This window comes from Paenibacillus glucanolyticus NBRC 15330, from assembly GCF_004000885.1.
In the GTDB taxonomy this organism is placed as follows: domain Bacteria; phylum Bacillota; class Bacilli; order Paenibacillales; family Paenibacillaceae; genus Paenibacillus_AQ; species Paenibacillus_AQ glucanolyticus.
Window position 1 is genome coordinate 388,439 of sequence record NZ_BIMC01000002.1, and the last position, 23,263, is coordinate 411,701.

Genomic DNA, 23,263 nt, shown 5'->3' on the forward strand with positions numbered 1-23,263 from the left:
ATATTAAACCAATGGCGGTGAATTTAATGTTGGAGTTGCGGTTGAAGGAGTACATAAGGGAGCATAAGCAGCTGATGGATGATTTGGCTATCGTTCGAGATCTGGAGCTGTCGCAATGCTACATTGCGGCAGGCTATATTCGAAATTACGTGTGGGATATCCTGCATGGTTTTGAGAGAACCGACCGTCATACGGATATCGATGTTGTATATTTCGATCCCGATGATGTGTCGGAAGCACGGGATATCGATTTGGAACAGAAGTTAAGAGCAGCGACAAAGAATCCGAAATGGTCAGTCAAGAATCAGGCCAGAATGCATGTCAAGAATGGAGATGAGCCGTACAGCTCAACCCATGCAGCGTTAACCCAATGGCCGGAGACAGCTACAGCGATTGGTGCAAGACTGAACCGCGAAGGGGAGCTTGAGCTCTGCTGCCCTTACGGATTGGAGGATTTATTCGCTTTAAAGGTTCGAAGATGCCCGAATTTTCATAAGCGAAGCTATTATTTGGAGCGTGTCCGGAAGAAACAATGGAAGAATCAGTGGGCACGGTTAACAATACTCGAAGTTTAGAGGGGGAGAAGTTCTATGGAGATCCGTCCCTATCCACCGGTGATCTGGAGTCAAAAACCCCTTAATGAGAGCAATATAGGATATCCGGTATTGAAGGAGCGAATTTAGTGTCCGGATCGGATGAGAACACGGAATCGGCACTCCTTTATCATACCTTTGTAGCCAGCCGATCAAGCGAAGCGGGTAGCGGAGATGATCCGCTGCCGGGAATTTTTAAGTTATGAGAATAACGGAGTTGCCACGCACTTCAGTGCACTGTTTACATAGAAAGAGCGGCAAGGGCAAGGAATTGGGAGAACGCTTGTGGAATTTGTAAAGAGGTGGGCTCTGGAGAGGGGCGACAATGTGCTGCTGACCAGCGGGAACAAACCCGAGCGCAAGCGTGCCCATACGTTTTATGAGAAAATGGGGTTTCTCCATCGGGATTCCGGTTTGTGAAGACATTATAACAACATGATTGAGGGGTCTGTAGCATGGAAACATTCAATCACGCGCGTGAGAAGGAAATATTGTATCACGAGAAGTTTTATGAATCGGCCGCCTTGTTTGAGCCGGGCAGCTGGTTAGCACGCCCCGTCCAGACGGTTATGGATCATCTGGAGTTGTTGCCTTTTCAAAATATGCGAGTGCTGGATCTGGGCAGTGGTGTCGGTCGTAACAGCATTCCGATTGCACAGCGAATCCAACCTGCAGGCGGTAAGGTTCTATGCGTGGATTTGCTGCCCTCGGCAGTGGACAAGCTCCGGCAGTATGCTGCCTCCTATGGCGTAAGTTCCAGCATTGAGGCACTGGCAGCGGATGTGCAGCATTATGACATCGCGAAGGATACCTATCATTACATCATTGCCTGCTCTTGTCTTGAGCATATGAGCTCGGAGGCCGCCTTTGTATCCAAGATCAAACAAATGCAAGCAGGAACCATGGATCGGGGAATTCATTGCATATTAATGAGTACGGAAGTGAAGGAAATCGATCTGGAGACCGGTGTGGAGGAAGAGGGGTTAATCGAGTTGAATTTATCCGCTGACCAAGCCTTCTCTATCTTTTACGAGCTGTATCCAGAATGGGAGATTTTAATGAAGCGCCAAATACAGCAGGACATTCAAGAGGTGAAGGACGGAAGGGACGTCCTCTTTCGAAGCCAGTGGATTACGTTCATTGCCAGAAAAGGAGTGTCGTGACCATGGAGAAATATACGCATCTCGGCGTTTATGGTGTTCTGATCCAGGATGATCATATTCTGCTGATCCAAAAAGCAAGAGGGCCTCACAAAGGGAAGTGGGATTTACCTGGAGGTTCCATTGAATTTGGAGAGGAGCCGGAGTTTACGCTGAAGCGTGAATTTATGGAGGAAACCGGACTGTCTTCGATAAAAGGCAGTATTCGCACAGCCATATCCTATACCATTGTGTATCAGTATGCCGAGAACCAGATGGAAGAGCTGCATCACATCGGCATCATATATGATGTGGAGCTGTCTGATGATCAAGCTGTTATTAAGGCAGAAGGCGATGGACAGGATTCCTTAGGAGCCAGATGGGTTCCGCTTGAGTCGCTGAGTCTGTTACCGTTAACGCCATTTGTTGAGATGATGATGGAGTCGGCATTGATTGAAGAAGCCGAGGGGGAAGCATGACAACCTTATATTTTGTGAGACACGCAGAATCCTCGTATAGCGAAGGGAAGGAGCGGTCCCGCGGATTGTCCGTACAGGGTGCAAGCGATGCCGAGCGAGTTAAGGGTTTGCTGCTGGGAGAGGGTATTGGGGTTATCGTATCCAGCCCTTATCAGAGAGCGAAGGATACGGTACAGCCATTGGCGGATGCCCTGGGTTTACCGATTACGGTGCTGGAGGATCTGAGAGAACGGAAGATCGGGGATTTCCAAGGGAACTCATTTACGGATGCCAAAAGGAAACTGTTTAACGAACCCGATACCTGCTTCCCGGAGGGAGAATCCAGTAAAGATGCGCAAAGGCGTGCAGTCCAGGCAATGGAGGGAATTCTGGATACGTACAAAGGCAAGAATGTCGTGATGGGTACTCATGGGGACATTATGACATTAATGCTGCACCATTACGATCAGCGGTTCGATTATGAATTCTGGCAGGGAACGAGTATGCCGGACATATACCGAGCCGAATTTGAAGAGGGAAAACTCGTGAACATATCGCGGCTATGGCGTGAAGGCTAACAAGAAGCTCAAGTTGGTCCATAGTATATTGAATGTACAAAGAAACCGTTTCTTTCGTAAATGGTGGGTCGGACTTCCATTTTACCATAAGATGAATTCAGGATATTGGAGGGCAACAGCCGATTGGAGGGATGCTTCGTTCCGCAGCGGCAGCGTACTCATAACAGACAAAGGGGCCTCCCTCAGGTCAAGTGACTTTTGGGATACCCCTTCTGCTTTTATAAAAATAACAGCTTAACTAAATTCCTTATGTAGAATAGACGAATAAAAAATAGACGTTATACTTTTTAGAATTTGAAAATATTGATGGTCTTCTGCAGTTGGAAGACGGCATTATTCATCGCTTCGGCTTCCTCAGCCATCTTCTGGATAGACGAAATCCCTTCGTTCATGGAAGCAGATACCTGCTCCGTTCCTGCAGCGGATTGCTGCGTAATCGCAGATATGTTCTGAATGGCGGAAGAGATGTTCTGCGCACTCTCCAGCATGGACTCGCTCTCCTTGGAGAAAGCTGCGATCTGCTCCGAAATATACTGCACGCTGTTTACAATCTGCATGAACACCAGCTCCGCCTCACGGATCATCTCGGTTTGCTGCCGTACGACTTCTTCATTGATCTTAATATTCTGTGCTGCATGTTTGACATCCGATTCAATGCTCCGTACCAGATTAAATACCTCGCGGGTGGAGGAAGTGGATTCCTCGGCCAATTTACGGACCTCTTGGGCAACAACGGCAAAGCCTGCACCATGCTCGCCGGCTCTGGCCGCTTCAATGGAGGCGTTCAAGGACAGCAAGTTGGTCTGATCGGCAAGCTCGGATATGGTTTCGGTGATTTTGGTAATCCCTCTGGCGCTCTTGGCCAGTGCATCGATGGATTCCGAGACTTTTCCGGTGGCGTCGATATTTCGCTGCATCCCCGCGGATTGTTTGGCTACGGAATCTCTTCCTTGCTCAACGAGTCCCAGCGTCTCGATAGAACGGGCGTTCATTTCATGGGTGGAGTGCGTATAATTGCTGACCTTCTCTTCGATTTCGCGGATGGAATGCGTCATCTCCGATACGTCCTCCGAGATTTCGTTCGCACCGACGGCCAGCTCGTTGGAGGAGAGGGATACTTGATTCATAACTTGAATAAGCTCCTGATTTTTATTCGAAATGCTTCGGCTTGATGTCATTACCTTGCGGGTAATGTCCGAGGTTTCCTGTAAAATTTTGCGAAGCTTGTCCACCATGCTGTTGAAGGTTCGGCTTAGGTCGTTCATGCCTCCAACCTCTTCTACCTGGAAGGTAAAGTCGCCTTTGGCGATTTTGGCAGAAACGCTGGAAATTTCGGCGAATGAATTCGTAAGCGTTTTCTCAATAACGCGAGAAAGAGGAAGGGTAAGTCCAATTAAAGCCAAGACAAGTACCACGCCAATGATTGCTTTGCCCATTAGAATAAACGCAAGCAGCATTGGAACCGCAAATAAAGCGGCAATAAGATAACAGGCTGCAGTAATTTTTTGTGAGATTGGGAGTCTGTTGAACCATGCCATAAGAATGAGTCCTCCTCGACAACATAGGATATATTTACCATGATTATAGCATCGCCGGGCTGAACTAGATATAACGAATTGACAAAAAGTGTTGAAATGGGTCGAAAGAACTGATGTTTTGGAAGGGGAGGGGAAGCGCAGCTAACTAGCCAACAGACAAATCCCCTCTCGTTGCATAGATACGCAGCAATATTATTTTACGGCACGGAATAAGGCGGAAGCGAGATAATCGGTGTTATCCAGGATCATCCGGTCATGCTTGAATAACGTTTCCCATAACGTTACATCAAACAGAAGTCCTTTATCGCGCTGCTCAAATGTATCCAGATGACGTGTTTGCTCTTCCTTCAATTGTTCGTTGAAGTGGTTATACTCCAGAATTTCCTCCTGCTTAAAACCGCAAGCCAGCAAGGATTGTGCCCATTCTTCCCGCAGCATCAGATTCGGAATCCCGAAGAATTCCAGCAGCTCCTTGAGCTTTGGCTCAGGCATTGGCTTATTCAGCAGCAATTCTCTGTCCAGCAGAACGCCTCCTTGATCCAGAACGCGATAATATTCAGGGAGTGATCTCGACGTATCCGTGAATACGGTGACTGATTCGGCCATAATCAGATCAAACTGGTTGTCTTCAAAAGGCAGCTCGCACACATCAGCCTGCAAAAATTGCACGTCCATTTTCATGGCTTCGGCTCTGGTGCGTGCTTTTTTAATCATATTCTCATTGAGATCTATGGCCGTGACTTGATAGCCCATCTCCGAAAGATGGCATGCTGTCCTGCCTGTTCCGCAGCCAACCTCCAGAATACGACTGTTCGGCTCAATCGGATAATTCTTCAGCATTCTTAAGGTAGCCTCGAATCCGCCCGGATGCGCACTGCCCATACCTAATCTGGATAGCATGTGAATGTAGTTCATTTCATCTTCCCTTCTTCCTTGTAGTCATCATGAGGGTAATCGTTTATTTACCATATGATTAAGGTACGTTTGGGGTTTTTGCTGAATTAAATATTTTGAGCCCTTTTTTTCGGGAGCTATGAGAACTACTGGGGGAAATAGCCATGAAGAAGGAACCGATGGAGGCAGCAGAGCGTGTTATTCACCGTCATTATCCCGACTGTTTGCTAGCTGTGCTTGGCGGCAGTGCAAGCAGAGGAGAACATAACGAGCAATCTGATTTGGACATCGTCATCCTTGAGCGGGACGGAGATGAGATGCGGAGAAAGACCCTGGAAGCGGATGGATGGATTGTGGAATTGTTTATATTGTCTTTGTCATCCTATCGTGAATACTTCGACGAGGGCGTGATGGCAGCCAATCCGACATTGCAGCGGATCACAGCGGAGGGTAAGGTGCTGCGCTCGTTGCCGGAAGGAGAAGCAGTCCGCGCAGAGGCCCAGCATGATTTGAATTACGGACCGATGCCATGGATGCAAACCGATATTGATGAATACCGTTACATGATTACGGAATATGTGCAGGATTTGAAGAATCCTAAGCGGGATGGCGAGAAATGGTTTACGGTGCAAAAGATCATGATGGTACTTTGCGAATTTGTACTTAGAGTGAATGGGGAATGGACAGGGGAAGGCAAGATGCTGTTTCGGCTGTTCCACCGATTCAGCACGGCATTGGGAGATCAATTGGAGGTTTCGCTTTCAGCGATGTATCGACAGGACGATCCCTCCCTCCTTCTGGCATTCACAGAGCAAGTGCTGAACCCGTTCGGGGGCATGCTTCTTGTGGGTTATGAGGAATAGATTTTGACGGGTGAGCAATAAGAGAGGTACATTAGCCGTGACGTTCGCCTTCCACGACCAATACAATAATCATGTGATTCGGTCACGTCATTCTTTAAATCCAGGAGGGATCTTCATGAGCGGAGTATATGGCGGTGGATGGGGTAATTCAGTAGGTATTATTTTGGTTCTCTTCATCCTGCTCGTAATCATCTCGAGTGCTTGGGTTTAATTCGTCAAGCTCTTGGAGCAAATCGCAAAAGCCCGGCATGCGCCGGGCTTTTGCCTGTTATATAGAAGTGATCACGGTCTTGGCTTGGCTGATGGACTGTGTGCAGACACGACTGCGGTCATGACAAGGTGACTGCTGTCCGATTGGATCGCATGCAAAAACGCATCTTCGAGGGATTCAAACACCTTGGAGATGGAGCCGTCCAACCGGCTGGCATAGTGAACGCTTCCGGCGAACGTTCCTTTTTCCTTAGCCCGATGCACCTCTTTATAGATAACATCCATGTAATGGTCTGTACCCAGTGGATAAAGGGCAAATTGGCAGGCCGTGTCTATATCGGCATTCTTCCCAATCTCGCGGTTCAAACGCTCCGAATCCTCTGACATATATACATCGGCTTCCGTATCACCAGGACAGCCAATAGAATAAGTTCCGTTAAAGACGGTGTGCACACCGCTTGCTGCCGCATAAGCAAAAATCGCCCTCGTTACATCAAATACATGCTCCGCCCGTCCACGAATACAGGTGCTCACATCATCCGTCTGAATCCATACTTTCCCCGTGTTGACGGATTTCAGCGCGTCCATAATGACTTCCACAAATCGGTCAGTCATCGGAAACACCGAGAATCGGCATCCGACGATGCGACTGGTTCCACATGTTAGCTCACTCATTGTTGTTATCCTCCCCTATGATATAAATCCACGCAAAAAAACCGCACCCCGTGAAGAAAGTGCAGTTATGCCTACGTGAAAAAGTATAAACATAAATGCTACACTTCCCCACGCTAGTATGACCTAGATCGGGTGATAAGGGTTAACGGCAGCACGCCGTCTCTCAGCACATGGCACCCCTAGTACAGCCAACATGATATGCAGTTGGTCCCGGAACTATTGCCAGTTCAGGAAGACAAAGGTTTCTTGCTTGTGTTATTGTATCGTTTTGCCGGAAGATTTTCAATCATTCGATTTTTTTTTCGACATTGATCCAAATTGATGCAACCGATGAAAGACCAGACGCATCATAATTATAGAGAGGGGGAGATGGCCTGGATGTCATACAGCGCTTAAAACAAAAAGAAGAGGCGGCTCTCCGGGAATTGATGGAACAGTATGGAGATTATCTGCTTCGCACGGCGGTATTGCTGCTGCGTGACCGTCAAGCGGCTGAAGAGGCCGTTCAAGATACCTTTATCCAGGCGTTCGAGAATATCGCTCAGCTTCGTGACGGCGACAAACTTCGTAGCTGGTTGACCCGAATTGCAGTGAATCGATGCCGGATGCGGCAGCGAAAATGGGATTGGCGTCATATTTTTCCCATGCCGAGGATGGACCAGCATGTAAACGAAAGTGTACCTGCCGTGGATGAAATGCTGGGCGTCCATTGGCGTGAGGCTGAAATGATCAAATCAGTGCAGCAGCTGCCCTATACATACCGAGAAGTGATTACGCTCTATTATTATAATGAGTTGGGTGTTCAAGAAATTGCAGCGCAATTGCAGCTGAATATAAACACGGTTAAGGCACGTTTAATGAGAGGGCGGCATAAACTCCGGCAGATTGTTGTCGAGAAGGGGGAGAGCGATGCGTAGCGAAGAACAGGAAATGGCCGAACAACTAAAGCAGGAGCTGGAGGAAATTCGATTCCTGGGCGCAGAGAAGGTGATTTCTCGCACATTTCCAAAATCCAGCCGCGAACGTTTGTCTTCCTTGTGGAATAAGGAAGTAGAAATTTCTGCTGCCGCAATTGGTTATTTTGGCGCAGTAGCGGCCGTTCTGCTGCTCGGAGGTTTGTTATGGAGGGAAGCAATTGTGAGACCTGCTGTTTCCGTGCCCTTGCAGGTGAGCAATGAACTGCTTGAAGCCGGGGGGAATTATTACTGGAAGGATCAGTACGAGAGGATGGTGGCCAGGCTTGAAAATTCGGGTCAAGATTAAACACCTGGTGTTGGGGGTTTCGGGTTTAATCCTCTTCGTTATGATGGTATCTATGCTCACACCTCGAATAGGGCTGCTGATTGCGGAGAAGCAGATAGAACAAGGCCAAGCTGAGGGGATAGCCAAAGTCATTGACCTTATTCATGAAGAAAGCAGCAGCAACCGGAAATGGGAGATGATCGAGAAGTATGTGATTGTGCCTAGAGCAACAGAGCTATCTCATCGGTTTGATGTGTTTATTAGTCCGGGGTTCACCAGCACAGGAGGAAGCACCGATCAGCAGATTCGTTTTACTGAGGATGAACGTTTGCCGCTGCTGAATCAATATGTGCTGGGAGCGCCAGCCGGAGAATATATGAAATATGCCGCAATAGACCTTGCGGAGCATTATTCGATGAATGGTGATGTGGAGGGAGCAGCGGATATATTAAAAACCGCTATCCAAAAGTTCGGGGATCTGAGCAGCGGATATTCTCCGGAGCCTGTTCTTTATTCCTATCAGCATGAATTGGTGCTGGAGCTTGCGAGCCTCTATGACAGGCTGGACCAGCCTGATCAGGCGGCGCTGCAATATGAGCGATTAGGGAAAGTCCTTTCTGGAGATTGGAGGGACATCCATAGTAAGGCCCTTTTATATCACTCGGAAATGCTCCTGCATCGGGGGAGCCCCCAAGCCGCTATGGACGTGTTGAATCGGATATCAGAAGGGTCCGGCGGGAACTTTGCAAATTCGGATATCTCAAAACGGGCGAATCAGCTGAAAGGACGGCTGAAGAGGATTTTAGACGGAGAGACCTTGTCAACGGTAAGCGGAACCTTGCGAAATCGTGAGGGGGATCCGATTCCATTCGCAGGTGTATTTTTACGTAAAAACAACGATCTGAATCACAGTCTGCTGTTAAGCGAACCGTACCAAATGCTGACAGACGCGAACGGTCGCTATCATTTCGAGGGTGTAGAGCCCGGCAGGTATCAACTCGGCATTGGTTTGAATTATGAACAAATCAATGGCAGAACGTGGCCTGTAGAATCGGGGGATTGGGTGGAGGTCGCCCCGGAATCGACACGACGGATTGATGTCACGCTGCAGCCATTGATTCAATTGACAACTCCAGTAAACCATGATGAGATACGCGGCGACATGATCTATTTTGAATGGGAGGCTACACCCGAAGCCGCCTACTATAAACTGAGTGTTGGTATCGAATTTGGCAGCGGATCGATGATGACGGCGATGGATAACTATATTGAAGGGAATTCGCTGCGGGTTGCTGTTCAGGATCTGTATGATCTCAGAAGCGGACTTTCCTACGAGGATCCGCATGATTGGACGACCGTTGCACCTGAGAGTGTGCTTGGTTACTCGAACCCAGAGGCTCCCTATTTCTGGTCGGTGGATGCTTACAAGGAAGACGGCACGAAGTTAACAAGCAGCAGCGGGTACCGCCTCAATGAGAGCACCATGGGTTATTTACCGTATTTCTTGTTAAAGGGTCGTGAATTGACGCCGGAGGATCAGCTGGTACTCGAACGTAAATATGATGAAGCGCTCGCGGCCTATAGTGATAATGTGAGTGCGCATCCAGAAGATATTCACAGCTTAAGGATGAAACTCCGATTGCAACAGATCAAGGATCAGTTGTCCAAGGATGTAGATAACAGAAGTTCAGAGGAAACCTTATCCACCCTGCAGGAGATGATCGAACGGCATCCGGCACCAAGCTACCTGATGGATCTGGCGGATTACTTCTATAATAATGAAGATTGGGACAGTTACAATCCGGCATTCGATCGGTACTCCTCTGTACGGAGCGAAAGCGAGGATCATTCCTATACCGATTCTCTCCACGCAACAGCGCTTATGAAGCAGGGCAGGCTGGAGGAGGCGGAGAGATGGTTTGCGCGGGTGATCCGACAGGATAAATCCCACCGTTTTATCGGCAATTACCTCGCCGTTCATATGCTGCACAGCGGTTCGCTGGAAAGCACGCTGCAATTGGCCCGGAAATATCCGGAGCGCATGATGTCAAGCGATACGGATTGGGCTGTTCTGGTGGAGCGAATGCTGATCGAATCTGAGGGAAACTCAGGCTATACCGAGATACTGAAAGAGAAATTGCAATGGGGCATGAGCGGAGAGCGGGATGCCATTCAGTTGTGGACGCCGGGAGAGGACTTCCAAGAGATCAAGCCCTTCCTCCAGGCCTTATTACATGTTGATTAAGTAGAGTCGCAGTTTCACTGCTGGATAAAGTGTTGGTATGAAAAAAGGCCGCCTATCCAAGTTATCAAAAACTTGGGTGGACGGCCTTTTCCGCTAAGGACTTAGCTGTATACTTTCACGCGATCTTCAATCGGAGCAAATTCTTTTTCGCCTGGTTCAGCAACCGGTTTACCGAAAGGCATTTGAGCGATCAGTTTCCAGCTCTCTGGAATGTTCCATTCGGATTTCACCTTTTCGTCGATCAATGGGTTATAGTGCTGCAGTGATGCACCTAGGCCCTCTGCCTCCAGGGAAGTCCATACCACGAATTGCAGCATGCCGTTGGATTGGTTGGACCATACCGGGAAGTTGTCTGCATACAGCGCAAAGTTTTGCTGCAGGCCTGTAACGACGTCATTGTCCTCGAAGAACAGTACTGTACCGTATCCAGCGCGGAATGCGCCCATTTTTTCAGCCGTGGATTTGAATGCTTCTTCGTTACCGACAACTTCTTTCAAGATGCCCTCGGTCAGGTTCCACAGCTTGTCATGCTGTTCGCCGAGCAGTACAACGACACGTGCGCTTTGGGAGTTGAAGGAAGACGGAGTGTACTTAACAGCTTCGTTCACAATTTCCTGGATACGCTCGTCCGAAATGACAGGGTCCTTGCTGATAGCATAGTGGGAGCGACGATTTTTGAGTGCAGTTGAAAAATCTTTAGACATAAGAAAAAACCTCCTGATGTAATGGTGTTGCATAAGCCTGATAAGAAGATGTCCTTTAATTCAGGTAAATATGCATTTTAGTGAAGCATTTTGCTCATAATCATTATTCCATATCAACTAACAATTTGTTAGAAATGATATTTATGTTAGCATGTTAATATAATGAGTTGCAAATGTCAACAATTCAGAACGAAACTCAGAACTAAAAGTTTATCTTTAATACCCGCTTACTGAGAATTAAAACACTTTTCTAAGGTCAGTCCTCTGATTGCTTTACACGATATGTCGAAACTTCATATCATGAACAAATCGTGAACAAATGATACGCAGATGAGAAAAATTAAATGATTTTGATTCTCAATTAGGGTTGTCGAGTGAGAATGAGAGTGATATAATGCATATCAGAACGCAATTGATAATCAATCTCAGTGAGAAGCTGATGAGATTGCGGACTGTCGGATATTCAGAGACATACGCATAGAAGGAAGAGCCATGAAGATTAGATACTTATTTGCAGCCGTTGTGGTACTCTCCATAATCTCATTATTTATTGGAGTTAAGGACATTTCACCACTGGAACTGTTCTCCATGTCAGAACAACAACAACATATTATGCTTGTCAGCCGGATCCCGAGGCTTGTCAGTCTTATACTGGCAGGGGTCAGCATGAGTATCTGCGGATTGATCATGCAGCAGTTAAGTCGCAACAAATTCGTGTCACCAACAACAGCGGGTACGATGGATTCCGCGAGACTTGGAATTTTGGTTGCCATGCTGGTCTTCACAACAAGCGGTCCACTAATCAAGATGCTTGTGGCATTTGTATTCGCACTAGCGGGAACCTTCATCTTTATGAAGATCCTGGACCGGATCAAGTTCAAGGACGCCATCTTTATTCCCCTCGTTGGACTGATGTTCGGTAATATTGTTAGTTCGATAGCAACCTTCTTTGCTTACAAATATGATCTTATTCAGAATATGTCCGCATGGCTCCAGGGTGATTTCTCCATGATCATCAAGGGACAATATGAAATGCTATATATTAGTATCCCGCTTGTCATTCTGGCCTACCTGTTCGCTAACAAGTTTACGGTAGCCGGGATGGGAGAGGAGTTTGCAACGAACCTTGGTCTCAAGTACCGGAGAGTTGTGAACCTGGGATTGGTCATTGTAGCGCTGGTCACCGCATCCGTCGTTCTAACCGTCGGCGTGATTCCTTTTCTCGGTCTGATCATACCTAATATCGTTAGCCTGTATCTGGGAGACCACTTGAAAAAAAGCCTTTCGCATACCGCGCTGCTGGGGGCCGGATTCGTATTGTTCTGTGACATCCTTGGCAGGATCATCATTTATCCCTATGAGATTCCAATCAGCCTGACCGTGGGCGTCCTTGGAAGCGGTATATTCATTTTCTTACTGATGAGGAGAAAGGCTTATGACTTATAAAGCCAAAATCGGCCTGTTGGCCGCGGCGGCAATCATCCTGGTGGCAGTCTTTCTGTTCATTGATCTTGGCAGCAATTGGGACTACGCGCTTCCGAGAAGGATCAAAAAGGTGCTTGCTATTATTCTGACCGGCGGAGCCATTGCTCTGTCTACCACGGTGTTTCAAACGGTCACGAATAACCGGATACTAACGCCGAGTGTTATGGGATTGGATTCCTTATATATTCTTATCCAGACAACGGTAATCTTCGTCTTTGGATCGTTTACGCTGTACAAACTGGGCAGCAATGTGAACTTCCTGATTAATGTCGGAGCCATGATATTGTTTGCTGGAGTTTTATACAAAATACTGTTCAAAAGGGAAGGGAATAATATTTACTTCCTGCTGCTCATCGGTATGATATTCGGTACGCTGTTCTCCAGCATGTCCTCCTTCATGGAGGTGCTGATTGATCCGAATGAGTTCCAGTATGTGGCGGACAAAATGTTTGCCAGCTTCAACAACGTAAAGACGGAGCTGCTCATTCTTGCCATGATTGTGGTTGCTTTGTCACTTCTCTATTTTGCTCGATTCGCCAAGTATCTAAACGTGCTTTCACTTGGACGTGAGCAGGCGATCAACCTCGGTGTGAATTATGATTACGTGGTGAAGCGGCTCCTGATTATTGTCGCTGTTCTGATCTCTGTAGCAACTGCGCTGGTCGGGCCGATTACATTCCTGGGACTTCTTGTTGTCAATGTTGCCTATGAGGTTATGAAGACATATCGGCATTCATACTTAATCACAGCTTCTATACTTATTAGCATCATCGCGTTAGTGGGCGGTCAACTGGTTGTCGAACGGGTGTTTACGTTCTCCACAACGCTCAGTGTTATCATCAACTTCATCGGCGGTGTCTACTTCATATACCTGCTACTAAAGGAGAGTAAAGCATGATCCAGGTTACGAACGTATCGAAAGTCTATAGCGGCAAAAAAGTCGTTGATAACGTGTCGGTTACGATCCCGAAGGGGCAAATCACTTCCTTTATCGGCCCTAACGGTGCCGGTAAAAGTACTTTGCTGTCCATGATAAGCAGATTAACGGGCAAGGACAGCGGTCAAATTACGGTGGATGGCAAAGAGGTCAGCCAGTGGAAGAGCAGCGACCTTGCGAAGAAGGTTTCGATTCTGAAGCAATCTAACCATATCAGTCTTCGTTTGACCGTGCGGGAACTCGTATCTTTTGGCCGATTCCCTTACTCTCAAGGCAGGTTGAATGCGGAAGATGAGAAGTTCGTGGATGAAGCGATCTCGTATATGGAGCTCGGAGATATGCAGCATAAATTTCTTCATCAGCTCAGCGGCGGTCAAACCCAGCGTGCTTACATCGCTATGGTTATCGCCCAGAATACAGAGTATATTTTGCTGGATGAGCCACTGAACAACCTGGATATGAAACACTCCGTGCAGATCATGAAGATTCTTCGAAAGCTTGTCGCCGACATGAATAAAACGATTGTTATCGTGATTCACGACATCAACTTCGCTTCCTTCTACTCGGATTACATCGTTGCCTTGAAGGATGGCGCTATTGAGAGCGAAGGGAAGACCGAGAGCATCATTCAGAGCAATGTTCTGCGCGGAATCTACGACATGGACATTGAGATTGAAGAGATTAACGACAATAGAGTATGTGTGTACTACGCCTAATCTATAACAACGTTTGTAAGGGATAAGGAACGGTTCAACTGCCATCGGCAGGTTCCTTATCTCTGCTAAAATAGCTGGGGCTGCCTTGCGAAGGGACGGCATGATTCAATCTGTCCTTATTTAATTACTAATTCAACCATACATTCAAATATATGTTGAAGATCAATATGAAGCAGGAAAATACAAATATAAAAGATGGGGTGTACGTAATGAAAAAATGGTTAACTTTATTCATGGTAGTAATGTTTACGATTGTACTCGCAGCTTGTGGTCAAGACGATAAAACAACAGGTGCCGGTGGCGGAGACGCTGCAGGGGATACGCCTCCAGCCGAAGCAGAAACAATTAAGATCACCCACCAGCTTGGGGAAACCGATGTACCGAAGAACCCTTCACGTCTGGTTGTATTCGATTTTGGTATTCTGGATTCCGTAGATAAATTGGGCGTTGAAGTATTAGGCGTTCCGCAAGCGAATATTCCTGCTTACTTGTCCAAATTTGAAGACAAGAAGTACGAGAATGTAGGAAGCCTGAAAGAGCCGGACTTTGAGAAAATCAACAGCATTGATCCCGATCTGATCATCATTTCCGGCAGACAGCAAGATGCCTATGAGGAACTGAGCAAAATTGCTCCAACGATCTTCTTGGGCGTGGATACAAGCAAATACATGGAATCCTTCAAATCCAACATGAACACGCTTGGTCAAATCTTTGGTAAAGAAGCAGAAGTTGAGAAAGAAATGGCTGCCATCAATGAGAACATCAAAGCGCTGAATGAAAAAGCAACGGCAACAGGCAAAAAGGCATTGATCATTCTTGCTAACGAAGGCAAAATCAGTGCATACGGTCCAGGTTCCCGTTTTGGTATTCTGCATGATGTGTTTGGTTTCGGAGCAATAGATCCTAACATCGAAGTCAGCACACATGGTAAAGATATTTCGAACGAGTATATTGTAGAGATGAACCCTGACTATCTGTTTGTGGTTGACCGCGGTGCAGCTGTTGCCACTGGCGAAGGGGAATCAGGCGCTAAAGCGGTAGTTGAGAATGAGCTTGTAAAAACAACCAATGCCGCTAAAGACGGAAACATCGTTTACTTGAACCCGGATTTCTGGTATCTTTCCGGCGGCGGGTTGACTTCCGTATCTGAAATGATTACTGAAGTTGACGCAGCTATTAAATAATCCAAGACCCTTTTCGAAGGGAACGGTAATGAACATAGAAGACACCGGAGCAGCTTTTACCAGGCGCTCCGGTGTTTTATTTTTTTGCATTAGGGTAAGTGGTTAACGGATAATAAGATAAGGCAGATGTTGACGTAATGAGATGATGATCATCAGGCTCGCTCAACCTGGAATAGTCGATTAGGAGGAGGTCTTTATATGTATCGGAATCAAATCTATATAGATGGACAATGGGTCCAGACCGAGGAGCAAATGGACGTATACAATCCGGCGGACGGGAAGGTTATAGGCACCGTGCCTAAAGGCGGCAAGAGAGAAGCCCAGCAAGCGGTGGATGCTGCAGCGGCAGCTTTTTCGGATTGGTCCGGCAGAACCGCGAATGATCGCGGGGAACTGCTTCGCCGGTGGCATCAGTTAATTGCAGATCATACGGATGAATTGGCCCGAATCATGACCACGGAGCAGGGGAAACCGCTGAAGGAAGCAGCAGGCGAGATTCGATATGCCAACAGCTTTGTTGATTGGTATGCGGAAGAAGGTAAACGAATATATGGCGAGACCATACCCGGTTCTTCCAGTCGTCAACGTATCATCGTGACCAAGCAACCAGTGGGTGTTGTAGCTGCCATTACGCCTTGGAACTTCCCGGCTTCGATGATTACACGCAAGGTAGCCCCTGCGCTGGCAGCTGGCTGCACCGTAGTTATCAAGCCGTCCGGTGAGACGCCATTCACGGCGATCAAGCTGGTGGAGCTAGCAGATGAGGCGGGCATTCCTGCCGGGGTAATCAACATCGTAACTGGACCTTCAGGTGATATCGCTGACGTGTGGCAGAAGGACAGTCGGGTGAGAAAACTGTCATTCACGGGTTCAACCGAAGTGGGGAAACAACTGATGGCTGGCGCTGCGGCCAATGTGAAGAAAATATCGCTGGAGCTTGGTGGTCATGCTCCATTTATCGTGACAGATCAGGCAGACCTGGATCAAGCGGCAGCGGGATTAATCTCTTCCAAGTTCCGCAATGGGGGACAGACCTGTGTATGTGCCAACCGGATTTATGTTCAAGAATCAGTTGCGGAGAAGTTCGCAGCGAAGTTTACGGAGCTTGTCAAACAATTGAGGGTGGGGAATGGACTGGAGAACGGAATCGATATCGGACCCTTGATTAACGAGGAGGCTGTGGATAAAGTCGTTCGACAGATCAAGGATGCGGAAGAGAAGGGCGGCGTTATATTGGCTGGCGGTCAAGCTCTCCCTGATCTGGGAGGCAACTATGTCGAGCCAACCGTGATCATGAATGCCACGGATGACATGGAGTGCATGAATGAGGAGACCTTCGGTCCCCTTGCACCCATTACCACCTTCAAAACCATAGACGAAGCGGTCAAGCGAGCCAATAACAGTCCTTACGGATTGGCTGCCTATGTGTTTACGCAGAATTTGGGCGAAGCGGTCAAAATCGCGGAATCTCTCGATTATGGCATCGTAGGAGTGAATGACCCTGTACCTTCCACCGCTCAAGCTCCGTTTGGCGGATTTAAAGAGAGCGGACTGGGCCGGGAAGGCGGCCATTACGGAATGGAGGAATTCCTGGAGGTAAAGTACATTTCACTTGGTTTGTAAGAGCGGAATGAGTATTGCGATATTCAATGAACATGGACAAGCTGAGCTGTCCAAACGAATTTAAGCCGTACTGCATCAGGGCAACAAAAATTCAGGGGCGTTCTCCAGGTTCAGACCTGGAGAACGCCCCCTTTTGAGCTATTGCTGAATCAATACCGGCTTACCGGTTTCCGCGGATTCATTCGCGGCCAGCGTCACCTCGAGTGTCTTGAACCCGTCTTCGTAGGAGGCAAGCACAAGGCTTGGATCCTGGTTTCGAATGGCGTCGATCAAGGCCGTAGTAAGATCCTTGTAGAAGTCGGTTTTGCTGCGGTATACCACTTCTTTCTCCTTATCTGCGATGGAAAGCGTGGTTCCATCCAGAACGACCCGGAAATCGCGTCCCATGATCTCAATTCCGCTCCGATGATCGAATTGGATAAATCCCGTCTGCATATGGCCGACTGCTCCAGAGTCCAGCACGAATTGAATCGCGCCTACATCGGGAATGTCCAGATCCGGAATATCCTGCATAAGCAAGAGACTCATATCGGCATACAAACGGGTGATGTCGCCGCACAGGTAGCGTACAAGGTCCATGGTATGAGTAGACTGCTCAACCAGCTGTCCGCCGGACAATTCTTTTTTGCGCCACCAAGGAGTAGGTACAGGTGTCGTTATGTAGTGGGCACGGACCATGCCGATTTTTTTGTCTTTAAGAAAATCCTTGGCGATTGCAACGGTGTCCAGGTACCGCAGACAGTATCCGGAAGCTGCTATGATTCCGCTTTCATTGATGACTTTGACTTTGTGACGGACGGACTCCACGTCCAGACCCAGCGGCTTCTCGACCATCAAGTGAATGCCTTTGGTTGCTGCCTGTTCTTCAATATCTCCATGGCAGAATGGCGGGATGCATACGTACAGAACATCCAGCGGTTCCTGTTCCAGCATCGTGCTGCCGTCCGTATAATAAGCGGAGCCATACAATTCGGCCTGCTGTTTGGCTAATGCTTCATTCGTATCGCATATTGCAGCCAGTTGAACATGTTCATTCTGGTGAAGGTTTTTAATATGGACAGCGCCCATACCTCCGGCTCCAATTACACCTGCTTTAATCATAGGTTGCTCACTCCTGATCGTATAATGATGATGGATAAATATTCCTCAATTCTAGGACTCACACGTGATTATAGCCCCGCTATCCATATTATTCAAGCTTTCCTTTGATGCCGGTACAGAGGATTCACCTGGAAAAAAGTACAGCAAACCTTCCTGAATACATACTAGGTGCTTGCTGCTAATAACCCTCATACCCGGCATAGGTGCATCGGCAGCGCCATAGGGACGATGTTTCCCATAGCGCCAACACCAACTCTGACATCGGTATCATCCGGCAGACTCCTTTATCGTGTATATTGCTGCGGCATGTGTTATCCTTTAATCCCGTTCATGGCAATGCCCTCAATGAAGTAGCGCTGAAGGAATATAAACAGGATGATGATCGGAAGGGTTGCCATAAGCGCACCGGCCATCAGGAGAGGATAGTCGGTGGAATGCTGTCCCTGAAAGCTGGAGATTCCAATGGATAGCACCCGCATGTCCTCTGAGCTTGTCATAATGAGCGGCCACAGTAAATCGTTCCACGAGGCGAGTATGGTGAAGATGGCCAGGGAGACAAGCGCAGCTTTGGATAACGGTAAGTAAATATTCCAGTAGATCCGGAAATAACTGCAGCCATCGATTTTGGCTGCCTCCTCCAGATCCTTCGGCAATGTCATGAAGAATTGTCTTAACAAGAACGTACCGAAGGCACTGAAAATACCCGGTACAATGAGCACATAGAACGTATCCAGCCAATTGAACTCACGCATAATGACAAAGCTCGGGATCATCACAACCTGTGACGGTACCATCAATACCGCAAGGAGCGCGAGGAAGATAGCATTCTTGAAAGGAAATCTCAAACTTGCAAAAGAATAGGCTGCAAGTGAGCACAGGACAAGCTGGCCCACTGTGCGTCCGAGTGTGACGATAACGGTATTCAAGTAATACGTGCCAAAATCAATGGTTTGAATGACACGGAGGTAGTTGTCCAAGTGCCATTCGACAGGGAGCCATTTGGGCGGAATCGACATGGAATCGGCAAAGGACTTGAAGGATGTGGATATCATCCACAGAAACGGCATAATCATGAGCAGCGCCCCGGCAGCTAACAGAACGTGGACTGCCAGACGGCTTGCTTTTCCCGATCGGGTTGAAGTATTCACGTCTTCATTCCTCCTGTTATTGGTAGTGAACCCAGCGCTTTTGAATATACATTTGAACCATGGTGATGACTAGAATCACAACGAATAGAATGAAGGCCTGCGCTGAAGCGTAACCCATATTGAAATATTTGAACCCGTCTTCCCAAATGCTGTAAACGACGGTCCGGGTGGATTCCAGCATCGTAGTCTGCTGATCCATCATAATGAAAATCAGGTCAAACACCTGGAATGAATTGATAAAGGACATGACCAATACAAAGAACAGGCTGGGCGTCAGCAGCGGCAGCGTGATCCGAAAGAACTTGTACATCGTTCCGGCACCGTCCAGCGAAGCGGCTTCATAATAGCTGCTGGAGATGCCCTGGAGACCGGAGAGCAGAATGACGGCGTTATACCCGATACTGCTCCAGACGCTGACAAGCACGATGGAAAACAAAGCGAATTTTTCATCAAACAGCCAATTCGGCTGAGGTAGATTCAACACTCCCAGCACATGGTTGATCAACCCGAATTCGGAGTTGTACAGCCATTTCCAGACCATGCCGACCGCAATCGGCATCGTGATTACCGGGATGAAATACAGTGTGCGGTAGAAGACCATGCCTCTGATCTTCTGATTCAGCAGTACGGCCAGAACCGTTGCGATTGCAACGGACAACGGAACGGTGCCGACGGTATACATCATCGTGTTCAGCATGGAGCCGGTGAATTTGTCGTCCTTCATCAGATTCGTGAAATTATCCATTCCGACGAACTGGGGAGAGGTTAACCCGTCCCACGATGTAAACGACAGGAACAGGGATGCGGCGGAAGGGGCCATGTAGAACAAACCAAGCCCCAGCACGACCGGCAGGATGAAAATATATCCCCACAGGGCTTCGTGCCGGGCAAGTTTCCCGACCTTTCGCTTGGGCATCTCAGGAGGTTTCGTGGTCACAGTTATAGGAGAGCTCACAGGCTGCACCGTCCTTTCTTGGTATTCCTACTTGGGAGCGGATGGTTGTCATTTGGTTTCAGTTGCAAGGATTGCATCCATTTGTTCACCGGCGTTTTTGAGCGCTTCTTCAAAGGTTTTTTTGCCAAGAAAGGCTGCCTGGATTTCCTTCACTTCCGCATCCTGCCATTCCGCTGTTTTCTGGGACACCGGATAAGGCACGGCAAATTCCAGACTGTCCACAAATACCTGCAGATCGAGAGAAGGAATGGATTTCAGCCAGCCACCTTCCGTGCCTTTGTAGGCAGGCATCGAGAAGCCGGAATCGGCCAGCAGTTCCTGTCCTTCCTTGCCCGATAGTATCTGCAGCAATTCCCAGGATTCCTGCTCTACTTTTGTCTTGCCGTTGATTGCCCAGCTCAGTCCGTGAACGATGGAAGCTTTCTGTTTACCGGCAGGAAGAACAGCAACGCCGAGTTTATCGCCGAGAAGCTTGTGCAGCTCAGGCGAGTTGACCGAAATCCCCGGAAACATGGCGGCCTTGCCGGAGCCGAACAATTGGCGGGACTTCGTTTCAAGCTGCTGCTGCGCATTCGGCGAGTAGCCTTTGTCAATCAAGCCTTGTTCCCACTTAAAGGCCGACAGAGCTTCAGGCGTATTAAAGCCGGATGACTTCTTATCGTCCGAGATTACAAATCCTCCTGCTTGGGCAATAAAGTTGTAGTAACCGATTTGATTGTCGATCGGCGCTATGTAACCGTAAATACCGTTTGTTTTATCGGTCAGCTTGGCCGCATTCTCCTCTACGGTTTCCCAGGTCCAGGTATCGTCGGGATAGGACAAGCCCGCGTTGTCAAACAACTCTTTGTTGTAATAGAGTCCGATGGAATCCTGGAAGTAAGGAAGACCGTGAAGCTTGCCTTGATAGGTATACATATCGACGAGTGCTTCGGTATAAACCGAGGTGTCCAGTCCGCTTTGCTCAATGAGGGGAGAGAGGTCTTTGATCAGACCGGAGGAGGCGTAGGAGTGAAAGTTGGGTCCGTTCATCCAGTAAACATCAGGACCACTATTGCCGGCGAGGCTTGTTCTCAGCTTGGTCCAATAATCCGCCCATGGCGTATACGTTACTTTCACTTGAACATTCGGATGCTTCTCATTGAAAATTTTGATGGACTTGTCCAGCGTGTCCCGTACATTTTCGTCCCAGAGGGCGACGTTGATTACCTTTTTCCCATTGTCGCCACCGGAGGCATTGCCACCACAAGCGGACAGTAAGACAGTAAACACGAATAGCATCGTAATCAGGACAGACATTCCTTTTTTCATTACATAACCCTCCTTAAAATGTTGGCATGGTTTTGATCAAGCATGATGGGGTCATAAAGCTTGTTCGACGTGAAAACCAGTCTCCTTGGATGGGAGCGCCCCCTTTGTATAGCTGGAGTAAAAAGCATTAGTTATTCCAATCATCGAAAAAAGTTAACATCAACATGCTATCTTTTGTGACAGAATAACTAGCTTCTATTGCGAAAGATTATATAATCCCCTCGATTATTTTTCAAGATAGCGATTTCAATTACTTTTAAATTATTTTTTTCACATATTGTGAGGTTGGGATGAATTCTTACATATAACATTATTTTGATTGATGGAATAAGTTAATTTCGGTTATTGAAAATGTTATAGTGTAGCTAACCTTATTTTTCCGATACAGAAAGTCGCACTAATTGATGAACCTATAGAAAGGTTGAGCTTGCTTGAACAATATGAAAAAAGGGGATCACAAGCTGATCCAGGCGTTAAACCGATCCAAGGTGCTGAACAAGATTCGTACGGATGGTCCCATATCGAGAATTGAGCTGGCCAAAAAAAATAAGCTGAGCCCCTCCACAGTCGCTTCCGCCGTTCAGGAGCTGATTAAGGAGGGCTACGTCTCTGAAATCGGCACGGGTTCTTCCAGCGGAGGGAGAAAACCCATTCTTCTCCAATTCAATCCGGATAATCATTATTTATTTGCTGTAGCCATAACGAATTCATTCCTAAATCTGGCCCAGATGAACCTGGAGGCAAGGGTGCTGAGAAAGGAAACCTATCCGATCGAAGGACTTCAGGGTAATGCGGTTATCGAGCGGCTGCTCGAGCTCATGGATGATTTCACTGCAGGAGCGGAGGACTTGGAACGTTGTGTCGGCATTTCCCTCACCGTTCCAGGTATTGTGAGTGATAGTCAGGGAGTGCTGCACTATAACACCAAGCTGCGGATGACCGATGTTCCGCTAAGGCAGATCCTCGAAGACCGCTATGGAATGCGGACCTGGGTTGAAAACGATATGAATTCCGTTGTGCTCGCAGAGCGGCGATTTGGTGATTATGCATTCGGGAATTTGATCTATATTTCCATCGGTGACGGACTCGGCTCCGGTATATTAATAAACGATAGCCTCCTGAGAGGCAAGCATGGGGGTGCCGGCGAGTTTGGACACACCAGCGTGAATCGCAGCGGAATCCGGTGTGAATGCGGCAATGTAGGCTGCTTGGACAGTTATATCAGCTGGATCGCCGTGTATTCACGAATCATTACAGCAATAGCCACAGGACGACCGACTCTAATTCAGGAGCTGAGCGGAGGGGATTACAGCAAAATCGTTCCGTCCGTGTACAAGGAAGCCCTGTGCAGAGGGGACAAGCTGGCCATGGATCTGAATGAAGAAGTAGCGGAACACCTCGGCGCAGCCATTGTTAATCTGGTCAATATGTTTAATCCCGAAGCACTCGTTCTGGGCGGGGAGATGGCGCATGGGAATCCGGAGCTTTTGGCAATGGTTCGAAAATATATGGACCGGCATGCGATGCCGATCCTGAAGGATGATATGGTGTTTGGATTGGCATCCCTTGGCGAAGATGATAAGTTAATCGGTGCGGCTTCTGTCCTTCTGCAGGACTTATTTGGTTTCACCCTGACGGAATAATGAATTTGACAACGTTTCCACCTG

At 47.8% G+C, this 23,263-nt stretch carries 23 protein-coding genes, 1 pseudogene and 1 riboswitch; of the genes and pseudogenes, 16 read left to right on the forward strand and 8 right to left on the reverse strand.

Annotated features, from left to right (window positions below; all coding sequences use genetic code 11):
- Positions 1–26 precede the first annotated feature (26 nt).
- The 5 genes and pseudogenes from PGL02S_RS05545 to PGL02S_RS05565 all read left to right on the forward strand — a co-directional run bounded on the left by PGL02S_RS05545 (position 27) and on the right by PGL02S_RS05565 (position 2,768).
- The gene (locus PGL02S_RS05545; RefSeq protein WP_036641913.1) at positions 27–575 is read left to right on the forward strand and encodes a nucleotidyltransferase family protein; all 549 of its coding nucleotides are present in this window, start codon (positions 27–29) and stop codon (positions 573–575) included.
- A gap of 279 nt (positions 576–854) precedes the next feature.
- Positions 855–1,013, forward strand: a pseudogene (locus PGL02S_RS05550) (GNAT family N-acetyltransferase); the annotation flags it as partial.
- Between the two features lie 35 nt (positions 1,014–1,048).
- The gene (locus PGL02S_RS05555; RefSeq protein WP_036641916.1) at positions 1,049–1,756 is read left to right on the forward strand and encodes a class I SAM-dependent methyltransferase; all 708 of its coding nucleotides are present in this window, start codon (positions 1,049–1,051) and stop codon (positions 1,754–1,756) included.
- 2 nt (positions 1,757–1,758) lie between these two features.
- On the forward strand, positions 1,759–2,211 hold the full coding sequence (locus PGL02S_RS05560; RefSeq protein WP_036641919.1) for an NUDIX hydrolase: 453 nt from the start codon (positions 1,759–1,761) through the stop codon (positions 2,209–2,211).
- Positions 2,212–2,225: 14 nt separating this feature from the next.
- The gene (locus tag PGL02S_RS05565) at positions 2,226–2,768 is read left to right on the forward strand and encodes a histidine phosphatase family protein (protein ID WP_307719595.1); all 543 of its coding nucleotides are present in this window, start codon (positions 2,226–2,228) and stop codon (positions 2,766–2,768) included.
- Between the two features lie 287 nt (positions 2,769–3,055).
- On the opposite strand, the gene PGL02S_RS05570 is transcribed toward PGL02S_RS05565, so the two are convergent.
- Both PGL02S_RS05570 and PGL02S_RS05575 read right to left on the reverse strand, forming a co-directional pair.
- The gene (locus PGL02S_RS05570) at positions 3,056–4,306 is read right to left on the reverse strand and encodes a methyl-accepting chemotaxis protein (RefSeq protein WP_036641922.1); all 1,251 of its coding nucleotides are present in this window, start codon (positions 4,304–4,306) and stop codon (positions 3,056–3,058) included.
- A gap of 192 nt (positions 4,307–4,498) precedes the next feature.
- Positions 4,499–5,206: a class I SAM-dependent methyltransferase gene (locus tag PGL02S_RS05575; RefSeq protein ID WP_244892282.1), complete on the reverse strand. Its 708-nt coding sequence runs from the start codon at positions 5,204–5,206 to the stop codon at positions 4,499–4,501.
- Between the two features lie 158 nt (positions 5,207–5,364).
- On the opposite strand from PGL02S_RS05575, the gene PGL02S_RS05580 reads away from it, so the two are divergent.
- Positions 5,365–6,063: a nucleotidyltransferase domain-containing protein gene (locus PGL02S_RS05580; RefSeq protein WP_036641925.1), complete on the forward strand. Its 699-nt coding sequence runs from the start codon at positions 5,365–5,367 to the stop codon at positions 6,061–6,063.
- 115 nt (positions 6,064–6,178) lie between these two features.
- Positions 6,179–6,274 carry a YjcZ family sporulation protein gene (locus PGL02S_RS05585; RefSeq protein WP_006211454.1) on the forward strand — a complete coding sequence of 32 codons (96 nt, stop codon included), beginning with the start codon at positions 6,179–6,181 and terminating at the stop codon, positions 6,272–6,274.
- 71 nt (positions 6,275–6,345) lie between these two features.
- On the opposite strand, the gene PGL02S_RS05590 is transcribed toward PGL02S_RS05585, so the two are convergent.
- Complete coding sequence (locus PGL02S_RS05590) at positions 6,346–6,948, reverse strand: YkoF family thiamine/hydroxymethylpyrimidine-binding protein (protein WP_036641926.1); 603 nt, start codon at positions 6,946–6,948, stop codon at positions 6,346–6,348.
- 88 nt (positions 6,949–7,036) lie between these two features.
- Positions 7,037–7,139, reverse strand: a riboswitch (TPP riboswitch).
- 192 nt (positions 7,140–7,331) lie between these two features.
- Here PGL02S_RS05590 and PGL02S_RS05595 point away from each other — a divergent pair.
- Genes PGL02S_RS05595 through PGL02S_RS05605 form a run of 3 tightly spaced genes read left to right on the forward strand, consistent with a single transcriptional unit; the run spans position 7,332 to position 10,435 of the window.
- On the forward strand, positions 7,332–7,865 hold the full coding sequence (locus PGL02S_RS05595) for an RNA polymerase sigma factor (protein WP_255308614.1): 534 nt from the start codon (positions 7,332–7,334) through the stop codon (positions 7,863–7,865).
- A complete protein-coding gene (locus PGL02S_RS05600) occupies positions 7,858–8,211 on the forward strand; it encodes a hypothetical protein (RefSeq protein ID WP_036641929.1) in 354 nt (117 codons plus the stop codon). Before PGL02S_RS05595 ends, PGL02S_RS05600 begins: the two co-directional genes overlap by 8 nt.
- 40 nt (positions 8,212–8,251) lie before the next feature.
- Complete coding sequence (locus PGL02S_RS05605; RefSeq protein WP_164762859.1) at positions 8,252–10,435, forward strand: carboxypeptidase-like regulatory domain-containing protein; 2,184 nt, start codon at positions 8,252–8,254, stop codon at positions 10,433–10,435.
- 101 nt (positions 10,436–10,536) lie between these two features.
- On the opposite strand, the gene PGL02S_RS05610 is transcribed toward PGL02S_RS05605, so the two are convergent.
- The gene (locus tag PGL02S_RS05610; protein ID WP_006211447.1) at positions 10,537–11,139 is read right to left on the reverse strand and encodes a nitroreductase family protein; all 603 of its coding nucleotides are present in this window, start codon (positions 11,137–11,139) and stop codon (positions 10,537–10,539) included.
- A gap of 492 nt (positions 11,140–11,631) precedes the next feature.
- On the opposite strand from PGL02S_RS05610, the gene PGL02S_RS05615 reads away from it, so the two are divergent.
- From PGL02S_RS05615 to PGL02S_RS05635, 5 genes are all read left to right on the forward strand, one after another.
- Positions 11,632–12,585: an ABC transporter permease gene (locus PGL02S_RS05615; protein WP_006211446.1), complete on the forward strand. Its 954-nt coding sequence runs from the start codon at positions 11,632–11,634 to the stop codon at positions 12,583–12,585.
- Complete coding sequence (locus PGL02S_RS05620) at positions 12,575–13,522, forward strand: iron chelate uptake ABC transporter family permease subunit (protein WP_006211445.1); 948 nt, start codon at positions 12,575–12,577, stop codon at positions 13,520–13,522. The genes PGL02S_RS05615 and PGL02S_RS05620 overlap by 11 nt, the downstream gene beginning before the upstream one ends.
- The gene (locus tag PGL02S_RS05625) at positions 13,519–14,277 is read left to right on the forward strand and encodes an iron ABC transporter ATP-binding protein (protein ID WP_036641932.1); all 759 of its coding nucleotides are present in this window, start codon (positions 13,519–13,521) and stop codon (positions 14,275–14,277) included. The genes PGL02S_RS05620 and PGL02S_RS05625 overlap by 4 nt, the downstream gene beginning before the upstream one ends.
- Before the next feature lie 209 nt (positions 14,278–14,486).
- Positions 14,487–15,461 carry a siderophore ABC transporter substrate-binding protein gene (locus tag PGL02S_RS05630; protein ID WP_036642411.1) on the forward strand — a complete coding sequence of 325 codons (975 nt, stop codon included), beginning with the start codon at positions 14,487–14,489 and terminating at the stop codon, positions 15,459–15,461.
- Positions 15,462–15,659: 198 nt separating this feature from the next.
- Positions 15,660–17,084, forward strand: coding sequence for an NAD-dependent succinate-semialdehyde dehydrogenase (locus PGL02S_RS05635; RefSeq protein WP_036641933.1), 1,425 nt, complete (start codon positions 15,660–15,662; stop codon positions 17,082–17,084).
- 138 nt (positions 17,085–17,222) lie between these two features.
- Here the strand turns inward: PGL02S_RS05635 and PGL02S_RS05640 are convergent, their stop codons facing one another.
- The 4 genes from PGL02S_RS05640 to PGL02S_RS05655 all read right to left on the reverse strand — a co-directional run bounded on the left by PGL02S_RS05640 (position 17,223) and on the right by PGL02S_RS05655 (position 21,596).
- Positions 17,223–18,185, reverse strand: a complete 963-nt coding sequence (locus PGL02S_RS05640) for a Gfo/Idh/MocA family protein (protein WP_036641935.1) — start codon at positions 18,183–18,185, stop codon at positions 17,223–17,225.
- Positions 18,186–18,496: 311 nt separating this feature from the next.
- Positions 18,497–19,333, reverse strand: coding sequence for a carbohydrate ABC transporter permease (locus PGL02S_RS05645; RefSeq protein WP_036641938.1), 837 nt, complete (start codon positions 19,331–19,333; stop codon positions 18,497–18,499).
- A 16-nt stretch (positions 19,334–19,349) separates the two neighbouring features.
- Positions 19,350–20,288, reverse strand: a complete 939-nt coding sequence (locus tag PGL02S_RS05650) for a carbohydrate ABC transporter permease (RefSeq protein ID WP_036641941.1) — start codon at positions 20,286–20,288, stop codon at positions 19,350–19,352.
- 48 nt (positions 20,289–20,336) lie between these two features.
- On the reverse strand, positions 20,337–21,596 hold the full coding sequence (locus tag PGL02S_RS05655) for an ABC transporter substrate-binding protein (protein ID WP_036641942.1): 1,260 nt from the start codon (positions 21,594–21,596) through the stop codon (positions 20,337–20,339).
- Positions 21,597–22,036: 440 nt separating this feature from the next.
- Between PGL02S_RS05655 and PGL02S_RS05660 the strand changes: the two genes are divergently transcribed.
- Positions 22,037–23,239 (forward strand): ROK family transcriptional regulator, encoded by a 1,203-nt coding sequence (locus PGL02S_RS05660; RefSeq protein ID WP_036642413.1) that lies wholly within the window; start codon positions 22,037–22,039, stop codon positions 23,237–23,239.
- The last annotated feature ends 24 nt before the right edge of the window (positions 23,240–23,263 follow it).